This is a genomic window from Paenibacillus koleovorans NBRC 103111, from assembly GCF_004000845.1.
Classification (GTDB): Bacteria; Bacillota; Bacilli; order Paenibacillales; family NBRC-103111; genus Paenibacillus_AA; species Paenibacillus_AA koleovorans.
In genome coordinates, this window is record NZ_BIMA01000181.1 from 1 (window position 1) to 9,280 (window position 9,280).

The window sequence follows — 9,280 nt, forward strand, 5'->3', positions numbered from 1 at the left end:
AATGTAACCGCCACCGGATGTTGCGCTAATAATCAAGAACTGATTTTGGGGTTGAGCCGGTTTTTCATTTTAAAAAGTAGGATTTACACATTACCGTTTCCCAATTGCAGTTTTCTTCTATAAGAAGCATTGCGATGCTTGAAATTCAATCATTAATCAATTATTTTGCTTGATTTTTACTCAGTCCATGTGTTAATGTTGGATTATCGAACAGCATTTTTTTGTTTTGCTTGATTATCTAACTTCGAGGTGTTCCAATGAAAGCTGCTTGGGTTACGTTTGAGGGAATAGGTGGAAGTGGGAAAAGTACAGTTGTTAATGAAGTATATGATTACTTTGAAAAAAAACTAAAGAAAAAGGTGATCGTAACTAGAGAGCCTGGCGGAACGTTAGCGGGGGCTGAATTAAGAGAAGTTGTCTTGAAATCAAGAAATGACAAATTACTACCTCTCACGGAACTTTTATTGTTCGTAGCAGACAGGCATGAGACATATAAAAAAATTGTAGAACCAAACATAAAACAGGGAGTTTTGGTGTTAAGCGATAGGGGACTTGATGGTAGTTTGGCTTATCAAGGCTTTGGCCGCGGGCTTGATATGAAACTTATAGAGACTCTTAACAACTTTTCCACTAATAAAACAAAACCAAATCTCACTATTTTACTAGATATTGAACCAAATCTAAGTATAAAGAGAATGAATCAAAGGAAAGAGATTGAACAAGACCAATTTGATACAGAAAGATTAGAATTTCAAATAAAGGTGAGAGAAGGTTTTTTATATTTAGCTAAGCAAAACCCGGAGCGAATTGTAGTTGTGGACGCGAGCAGAGCACCAGAGGAAGTGAAAAAAAAAGTAATAGAAATTATTACTGAAAAGCTTCTTCATGAACAGTAGAAGAGAGGTGATTCTAGTGTCAGATGGATTAATTGCAGAGAAGGTGAAAGATTTACTTGAAAGTTTATGTGGTGATGACTCGTCAAGAATACAACAAGATATTGAAAAATTGGGCGATGCAGAAGTGGATTCAATATATTTTGTAGAAATTGCTCCGGTCGTTGCACAACATTTTGGAATTATGATAACTGTAAATCACATCGATCAACATGCGAAGCGTTCATTTAATGATTTTTGTAGACTCATCGGTAATTTAGTTTCAGAACGGAGGTAAACCTATGGAACAAGAAAAAGCTGGAATTCTGGCCGAACGTCTAAGAGAAACTAGAGAATACCTTGGTTTATCACAACAGTTTGTAGCAGACTATATTGGAATATCACGTGCAGCTATTTCATCTATTGAAAGTGGGAAAAGAAAAGTTGATGCTTTAGAGTTGGAAAAGTTTTCTAAACTTTATAAATATCCAATAACTTATTTCTATGGTAATGATGAAAAAGAGGATGAAAAAACTGTTCAACTTCTAGCTCGAACAGCCTCCCAACTGGATGAAACCGATCGAAAACAAGTTTTGAAGTTTGCTCAATTTCTAAAAAATGTAGGTAAACAAGATAATTAAGAGGTGAGGGAACCTTTATGATGCAATGGACTGAGGTGGTTAAACAAGCTGCATTTAAGGCGACAGAAGTTCATACTCGTTTAGGGAGCAAATGGGACGAAGCAAAATCAATTGATATTTTTTCAATAATTGAAAAGGAAAATATTGTTTTGATGGTTCAACCGCTTGGAAATTTGGCCGGGGCATTTATTCCGTCTCAAGAAAAGGGGGTTCCTCCTGGAATACTTATTAATGGAAATCTTCCTTTGGCTAAGCAAAGATATTCTGCCGCGCATGAATATTGTCACTATTTATCTGGAGACGAGATGAGTACTGATACCGAATCAGAATTATTTGACATGGGTGCTTATAAACGTTCAGACTCTGAGAGGATTGCTGAAGTTTTCGCAGCAAGGTTTTTAATGCCTAGACCTCTAGTACTTTCAATCATGTCAAAATTAGGTGTTACAAAGAATAAGTTAAGTCCGGAATCGGTGTATTCACTTTCTTTAAGATTGGGTGTCAGTTATCAGGCCATGACGAACCAGCTTTGCTCATTTGAGATGATCACTAGACAAAAACGAGATGCTTTGCTTCGAATTAAACCTAAACAAATAAAGGGACTTTTAGGAGCAGAGGGGCTTGAAGATAGCTGGAATGACGTCTGGGTTTTAAATCAGAGTAATAACGGAGAGTGGATACAACCGAGGCCAGGCGACTCTATTATTATTGAAATGCACGAAAACCCATCCAGCGGATTTGTTTGGAAGTGCAAAGAGAATGTGCATATAAATTGTGTAAGTAAAAACTGGATTTCAACGGATGGTAGTATTGGAAGCGTGGGGATAAGAAGGTTTATTTTCCAAGCCTCACAAGAAGGCTTTACTAATTTGGAGATGTATTACTCACGCCCATGGGTAGAAAAAGAGTTTTTGGAAGTAGCCATATTTAAGTTGTTAATTCAAGGGAAACGACTGGGAGTTTCAGAAAAATGGCTTACGGGAGAGGCAGTATGATGAAAGTATTTACCCCTACTATAGATTTGAGATCGGAAATGACAGAAGTCAAGGATCAAGGACAACGCCCGTCTTGTGTCGCATTTGCGGTGACTGCTAGTAACGAATTTTATCAAAAAAGCAAAAATCCACTTTCTGAAGAGTTTCTTTTTAGATGTTGTAAAATGCGCGACAAAAATGACTATGGAGGTACCTACGTAAGAACAGCTATGAAGAATCTTTATGCTGTCGGTCAGGTTGAAGAAAGTGTCATGCCCTATCAAAAGGGTTTTAATAGTTCACCGTTACCATCAACAATAAATTTAGGTTATTTTAGACTAGCAAGAAAATACAGAATAGATGAGTTTAAACAGATTTCGAAAGAAATTGGTTTTGTAGAAAAAAACATCTCTTGTGGTAGACCGGTAGTTTGTGTAGTTGAAGTGAGAGATGAGTTTTTCGAGCCGAGCCATTCATTTATAGATATTCAAGAGAATATGTCCCAGTCGTTTCCATTACATGCAATTGTAATCGTTGGCTATGGGCTAGATAATTTCGGACAAAAGTATTTTATTATTCGAAATAGCTGGGGAAGTGAGTGGGGAACAAATGGGCACGGGTATTTATCATACTTGTATTATAAAATATGTTGTATAGAAAATTGGGTTGTTGGGGCATGAGGAGGAGGTCAAGATGAGTAATGTTATTGTAGGGGGAAATGTATCAGATGCATGGATAAAGGCATCACAATATTTAGATAGGGTAGGAGGGCATGAATACAATCTCGTCGTGCAAGTTTCTAATCCTACAGAAGAAAATATGAATGTAAGGAACTCTGTGAATCAATTTCTTAAAATCAGGAACTTTTCAGCAGTTGAGACTGTTTCCAGCACTATTTTTCCAAAGGGTTTATGGAATCAAAAAAATTCACGTGAAATGTTTTATAGTCGCTTCAAACAATTATACCCAGAAATCAGAAAAATAAAAAGCAATAATACGGGTACATATTTTGGAAGACTTGTTGATTGGGGGTACGAGCGCCCGAAAAATAAAGTCAATCAACTGGAAGAAATAATAAATAAGTTGAGGGCAAATAAGGCAGAAGAAAAGTGTAATTATGAGATGTCCATCTACGATACACGATTAGATTATAAAAAAAGCATGGGTTTTCCGTGTATGAGCTTTATTAGTTTAAAAATTCGAGGATCAAGCCTAGATATGTATGCTGTATATAGAAACCAACATTTTGTAAAAAAAGCATATGGAAACTATTTAGGACTAGGGAGATTACTAGAATTTATTGCGTCTCAAGTAGAACTTGATTTAGGAATATTGACTTGCCTTGCGACACATGCACAACTTGAAGGAGGCAATAAGACTCCTCTAAGAAAACTGTTTTTGGCTTACGGTACTCCTTATGGTGGATAGGCAAACCATATTGTCTGAAGGGCAGCAAATATTTTGTTTTGGTAAATCCATTAATTATGTAATTTTAAAGTATGAAAGTAGTACTACACTTGAGTGGTTGTCAATCCAGGAGCAATCGGTATGGTATGAAGATAAAATACATCGCAGAGGAGGGAATGATTGGCTCGCAGGTCGTTTTGCAATTAAAAAAGCAATTCTGAATTGGTCGTTAAATAAAAGTAAAGAACAACAAAATATGAATGAAATAACCATACTTAATGATGCAAATGGAGCTCCTGTACTAGTGGACATGCCATATATATGGCTAGCTATTAGTTTGTCACACAAGCAGTCAATGGGTTTTGCTATCGCCTCAGATGATTACCCTTTTGTTGGTTGTGACATGGAGAAGCTAACATATAGATCTGAAAAAATGATCCCATTTTTTTCAAGCGAAAGTGAATACAAGTTATGGGAGGAGCAAAAAATACATAGAGATGTGGTGACATTACTATGGGTTATGAAGGAAGCCGCAATCAAATGTCTTAGAAGACAGTTCGGTGCTGCGCCATTAAAATTGGATAAGATCGTTGTAACACCAAGTGTACACAACAACTTTTTATTCGCTTACCCTGAAGATGCTGGTTCTAGTGGTGTTCATGGCCAGGGGATCGTATGGATAGACCATGAACATGCGTTCGCGTTGTGCGCAACGTTACAATTATATTGAAGGTGGGAGAATTTTGAATAAAGTAATAACAGGAAGAGACATTGGGGATACATGGGTCAAGGCAATGCAATATCTCCAAACGGTTCAATTTGAGGCTTATAACCTCATAGCCGAGATAGATCAGCCTATAATCAATGACCAAGAACTGCATCAAAAGTTGAACGCTATATTGCGTGAGTTAGGTGATCAGCCTGTTGAAACAGTGGCGAATACAATTTTTCCCATAGGGCTAATTGATTCTATGAAAAATCGTCAATCGTTTTACTCGCGATTCATGGCATTATATCCAACATTACGAAAAATCCCAGAAAGCTCAAGAGGTACTTATTTTGGTCGTTTGGTTGCATGGAATTTTGAAAGCTCTCCAGAGTATCCTTTTAATCAAGTCGAGCACACAATTAATAAATTAATCCAAGCTAAACAGAAGAAAAACAGAATTCGAGTTAGGTATGAAATGTCTATTTATGATCCTCAGCTTGATTGTAATATGACCATGGGCTTTCCATGCATGAGTTTCATCAGTGTTAAAATAAGGGGAGAATTCATTGATTTGACTGCTATTTACAGAAATCAACATTTTATACAAAAAGCTTACGGTAACTATTTAGGATTATCCAATTTATTAAGATTCATTGCAAAGGAAAGTGGGTTTCAATTTGGGAAACTGACATGCATAGCAACGCATGCAGGTTTAGGGAGAATCGATAAATCTAATTTAAATAGATTATTGCTCTCGGATGAACAATTAACGTTAGACCTTTAATAAGCTTGTCATAAATGCTATAAAAGGGGTAAAAGGTTTTTTGTGCACCCATGTCGAATATTGTTTTAGAGGGGCTGAGTGATTAGCATATGAAGGGATGGTAGTAAGTGAAAAAAAGTGATTTTCCCCTTATTAGTCTAAAACGGATTCGACCTAAACCAAGTCAAGTTTACGATACGTATTGGCGTTTTGCTGCCGAGAGACAGAATGTTTTTTTTGAGAAATTCCAAGGTGCTCTAGCTCCATGGACTGATGATGAGGTTCTAAGAAAATATAAATTTACAAATGTGTACCGAGCCTCTGATCGAGTAAGTCAATATCTTATAACAAATATAATATATAACAGCGAGTACTCAATAGAGGACTTATTTTATAGAATTATTTTATTTAAAACTTTCAATAAAATTGAAACTTGGCAGCTATTAGAGAAAAAAATACAAGAAGATATTATATATGGAACCTATTCATTTGATAAAATTGATCGAATATTATCCGAAAAAATGGAGTGTCGTGAACCGATTTATTCTGCTGCCTATATTATGGCTTCGGGTAAGAATGCCTTTGGTTATTTTAAAAAGCACCAGAATCATTTAAGATTACTAGAGTTGATGATGATAGATGATATCCCTCAAAAAATAGCTCATGCTAAAAAAATGAAAGAAGTATATGAACTGTTAATTTCGTACTCAACAATAGGGAGTTTTTTAGCTTACCAATATTGTATTGATTTGAATTACAGTCCATTAACCAACTTTAGTGAGATGGAGTTTGTTATTGCAGGTCCCGGAGCAAAGAGTGGAATAAAGAAGTGCTTTGAAAGTTTAGGTGAATATGACGAAAGTAATATTATTGCTTACATGGCTGACCGTCAGGAAGAAGAGTTTTATCGACTTGGAATAGATTTTAAAACGCTTTGGGGGAGAAGATTGCAGCTAATTGATTGCCAGAACTTATTTTGCGAAGTAGATAAGTACTCACGAATAGTTCATCCAGAAGTACAAGGGAGTTCAAATAGGACTAAAATCAAGCAACTGTATCGTCCTACCAGTGGAAATGTAGATTATTGGTTCCCTCCAAAGTGGAATATTAATGATAATCTTGGAAAGAAAAGCAGGTGATAAAATGATAAATGTTTTTGAAGGAGAAACAGCAAATGATATCTGGAAAAGTGCAGTTGAATGTTTGCATGGCAGCGGTCAGCTAACTAAGAGTAGAATAGGCGACACTAAAGAGATATTGCACTCTGTTTTTTCAATCTCTGACCCGCGGCAGAAGTGGATTACTTCAAGATTCCCTCCCATGAACCCTGCTTTTGCGTTAGCAGAGTTGGTTTGGATCGTAAGTGGGGAGAGTGAAGCTTCAGTATTAAATCATTGGAATCCGTCACTACCAAAATATTGTGGTAATTCGGAAAATTACCACGGCGCTTATGGGCACAGGCTTCGAAAGCACTTTGGGATTGACCAACTTGAAAGGGCATATTATTCTTTGGTTAACAATCCTGATAGTCGCCAAGTTGTACTGCAACTGTGGGATTCCAAAATAGACTTTCCAGATGAATTAGGGCGGCCTGTCTCGGACGATATCCCTTGCAATATATGCTCAATTCTTAAAATTAGGAATAATAGACTTGACTGGACCCAAGTATTACGAAGCAATGACATCTTCCTTGGAGTACCATATAATTTTGTGCAGTTTACAAGTCTGCAAGAAATTTTAGCAGGATGGCTTAACCTAAAAGTAGGTGCGTATACACAACTAAGTGATAGTTTACACTTATATCTTAAAGATGACAAGAAAATGAATATTCAAGATAAAAACCAGCCGAAAAACGAAGATTCTTTATCGATTTCAAAAGAAATATCGGATGAATTATTTGCGGAATTATATAAAAACATGAAATTACTGAGTCGAAATTATGCAACAAAGGAAGACTTAAAACAATGCATAAATTTATCTAGAGATATCGAATCCTATAGGAATATCATGGTTATTATTGCTGCGGATTCTGCACGAAGAAAAGGTTGGCTCGATTTGTCATTAGAACTTTTAGAGAATTGCACTAATTTACTTTATAAACAAATGTGGTTTAGCTGGAAGAAAGAACAAAATAAATAGGTTGAAGAATTATGTGACTATCTGTTCAATAATTTAAGTGGAATCTATATGAGTGGGAATCATGCACACAAATCTATTAAAGATGTGTTGGAGGTAACTATGGCGAATAAAGACAAAGACTTGATTTCTTCAATTGTTAGTACTAATCTCAACGATATTTTTGAATGTGAACATAATATTGAATATCCGCTAGATAGTGTTGTTATAGACAAATTAAGGTACATTGATAGTAAACTCAGTGAATCAGACGATGATTATCAGATTTATAACTATATCTCTGAAATAAAATTCCTTTGGAAAGAGATTATTTCTAAATCTATTAAGTGTTTAAGGTATTATGACAAACGGGAGCCATTTATGGCGAACGGTGAAAAAAAACCTACTGCATACGGTGTAGAAGAGTTGTCTCGGTATTTCGAAAAGTATATCGAATTTGAAACGATGCTTTATGGGAGTAACAGATACTATAGAGACCATGTAGTTCATGTTTTTCGAACTTGGTTATTGGGAGTAGAGTGTCTTCTAAAAAATAACGCCCGCTACTTGGAGGAAATAAAAATCGGTGATGAGGCGGAAATAAACAACTTTGAAAAGGTCAGTATTTGGTCAATTATTGGGCTGACGCACGATTTAGGCTACCCCTTGGAAAAAGCGAGACAGATTATAGGTAAGACTCAGGAGATGATGAGTACTTTCGTCACCAATCCTAATATTTCAATGGATCTATCATTTAGTGGTGTGCAAAATAACATGAATGATTTTGTCGTAAGGTTTTTAAGTTCTAAGATGAAGCCGCGCGTTGAAGATGGCGTAGCATCTTATGTAGCAAGACTACAACCTAAGTATTACTTCAAGTTTCAGAAATCTCTTGAAAATTCTAAACATGGTATCGTTAGCTCGATTATTATCTATAAGATACTTAACTACTTCTTAGAATCTGACTACAACATAAATGAAGATTATACTTTTGACGAAGAGGATAAAAGACAATTTTACATTCGGAGAGAGATACTTCGAGCTATAGCTTCACATACATGCAAAGATATTTATCATCTGTATATGTCCTCCTTCTCATTTTTATTAATCATTGTGGACGATTCTCAGGAATGGGGGAGGAAACGTATTTCCGAACTATATACTAAAGATACAAAGAAATATGAGTTGAATACAATAAGTTTTAATTTTGAAAACGAGAACAATAATATTTGCCATATAGACGAAAGATTTGAACTAAGTCACGATGAGGCCGCTCTGGCACAACTACTTTATAGTCTTCGAAAACAATGTGAAGTCTACATGGAAATCTTTAGGGATGGACAAGATACTGTAAATCGCAACTTTACATTTGTTAAAAATTGCGAAATCAAGTTTGGGAGTAACCCAGCTATTAGATTTAATGTGAACTTCGAAATAAGCAACACTACTGTATCTACATTTTTCGTTAAGAAAAATTATACTGGAACAATAAATATTGACAATAAATATGATGACGATTTTGTAAAAAAATCATTTAGAGTCGATCAAGTTCAGACAGAGGAAATAGAGGAGGACTATCGAAGAACAAAAAAATATTCGATACCATTGTAATGTTCTTTTCAAATCAATGAATATATTGGGTTGTAACTATTTGAATGTCCCAGCAATATGAAGTTCTCCTGAGAGAGCTTCATATTGCTGTTTTTTATAGGTGTGCTAATTAGCACATCATTCACATTATCTGAAAATTCAGAATTAATAATTCTTGTCTTTGTATAAAAATAAACCACATACTTTAA

General features: G+C 35.5%; 12 protein-coding genes. 11 read left to right on the forward strand and 1 reads right to left on the reverse strand.

The window, feature by feature from the left end:
* Positions 1 to 257: 257 nt before the first annotated feature.
* The 11 genes from tmk to PKO02S_RS30655 all read left to right on the forward strand — a co-directional run bounded on the left by tmk (position 258) and on the right by PKO02S_RS30655 (position 9,092).
* Positions 258 to 896, forward strand: coding sequence for a dTMP kinase (tmk, locus tag PKO02S_RS30605; RefSeq protein WP_127588847.1), 639 nt, complete (start codon positions 258 to 260; stop codon positions 894 to 896).
* 16 nt (positions 897 to 912) lie between these two features.
* Positions 913 to 1,170 (forward strand): phosphopantetheine-binding protein, encoded by a 258-nt coding sequence (locus PKO02S_RS30610; RefSeq protein ID WP_164821789.1) that lies wholly within the window; start codon positions 913 to 915, stop codon positions 1,168 to 1,170.
* A gap of 4 nt (positions 1,171 to 1,174) precedes the next feature.
* The gene (locus PKO02S_RS30615; protein ID WP_127588851.1) at positions 1,175 to 1,513 is read left to right on the forward strand and encodes a helix-turn-helix domain-containing protein; all 339 of its coding nucleotides are present in this window, start codon (positions 1,175 to 1,177) and stop codon (positions 1,511 to 1,513) included.
* Between the two features lie 17 nt (positions 1,514 to 1,530).
* Positions 1,531 to 2,508: an ImmA/IrrE family metallo-endopeptidase gene (locus PKO02S_RS30620; RefSeq protein ID WP_127588853.1), complete on the forward strand. Its 978-nt coding sequence runs from the start codon at positions 1,531 to 1,533 to the stop codon at positions 2,506 to 2,508.
* On the forward strand, positions 2,505 to 3,167 hold the full coding sequence (locus PKO02S_RS30625; RefSeq protein ID WP_164821790.1) for a C1 family peptidase: 663 nt from the start codon (positions 2,505 to 2,507) through the stop codon (positions 3,165 to 3,167). Before PKO02S_RS30620 ends, PKO02S_RS30625 begins: the two co-directional genes overlap by 4 nt.
* A gap of 13 nt (positions 3,168 to 3,180) precedes the next feature.
* On the forward strand, positions 3,181 to 3,915 hold the full coding sequence (locus PKO02S_RS30630) for a thymidylate synthase family protein (RefSeq protein ID WP_127588857.1): 735 nt from the start codon (positions 3,181 to 3,183) through the stop codon (positions 3,913 to 3,915).
* A gap of 10 nt (positions 3,916 to 3,925) precedes the next feature.
* On the forward strand, positions 3,926 to 4,624 hold the full coding sequence (locus PKO02S_RS30635) for a 4'-phosphopantetheinyl transferase family protein (protein WP_164821791.1): 699 nt from the start codon (positions 3,926 to 3,928) through the stop codon (positions 4,622 to 4,624).
* A gap of 13 nt (positions 4,625 to 4,637) precedes the next feature.
* Positions 4,638 to 5,387 (forward strand): thymidylate synthase family protein, encoded by a 750-nt coding sequence (locus tag PKO02S_RS30640; protein WP_127588861.1) that lies wholly within the window; start codon positions 4,638 to 4,640, stop codon positions 5,385 to 5,387.
* Between the two features lie 107 nt (positions 5,388 to 5,494).
* Positions 5,495 to 6,505, forward strand: coding sequence for a nucleotide kinase domain-containing protein (locus tag PKO02S_RS30645; RefSeq protein WP_127588863.1), 1,011 nt, complete (start codon positions 5,495 to 5,497; stop codon positions 6,503 to 6,505).
* Entirely contained in the window at positions 6,477 to 7,505 is a 1,029-nt protein-coding gene (locus PKO02S_RS30650; protein ID WP_127588865.1) for a thymidylate synthase, read from the forward strand. Before PKO02S_RS30645 ends, PKO02S_RS30650 begins: the two co-directional genes overlap by 29 nt.
* Positions 7,506 to 7,553: 48 nt before the next feature.
* Positions 7,554 to 9,092 (forward strand): hypothetical protein, encoded by a 1,539-nt coding sequence (locus PKO02S_RS30655; RefSeq protein ID WP_127588867.1) that lies wholly within the window; start codon positions 7,554 to 7,556, stop codon positions 9,090 to 9,092.
* Between the two features lie 8 nt (positions 9,093 to 9,100).
* On the opposite strand, the gene PKO02S_RS32975 is transcribed toward PKO02S_RS30655, so the two are convergent.
* The coding region (locus tag PKO02S_RS32975; RefSeq protein WP_218033973.1) for a hypothetical protein at positions 9,101 to 9,280 on the reverse strand (180 nt) is incomplete at its 5' end.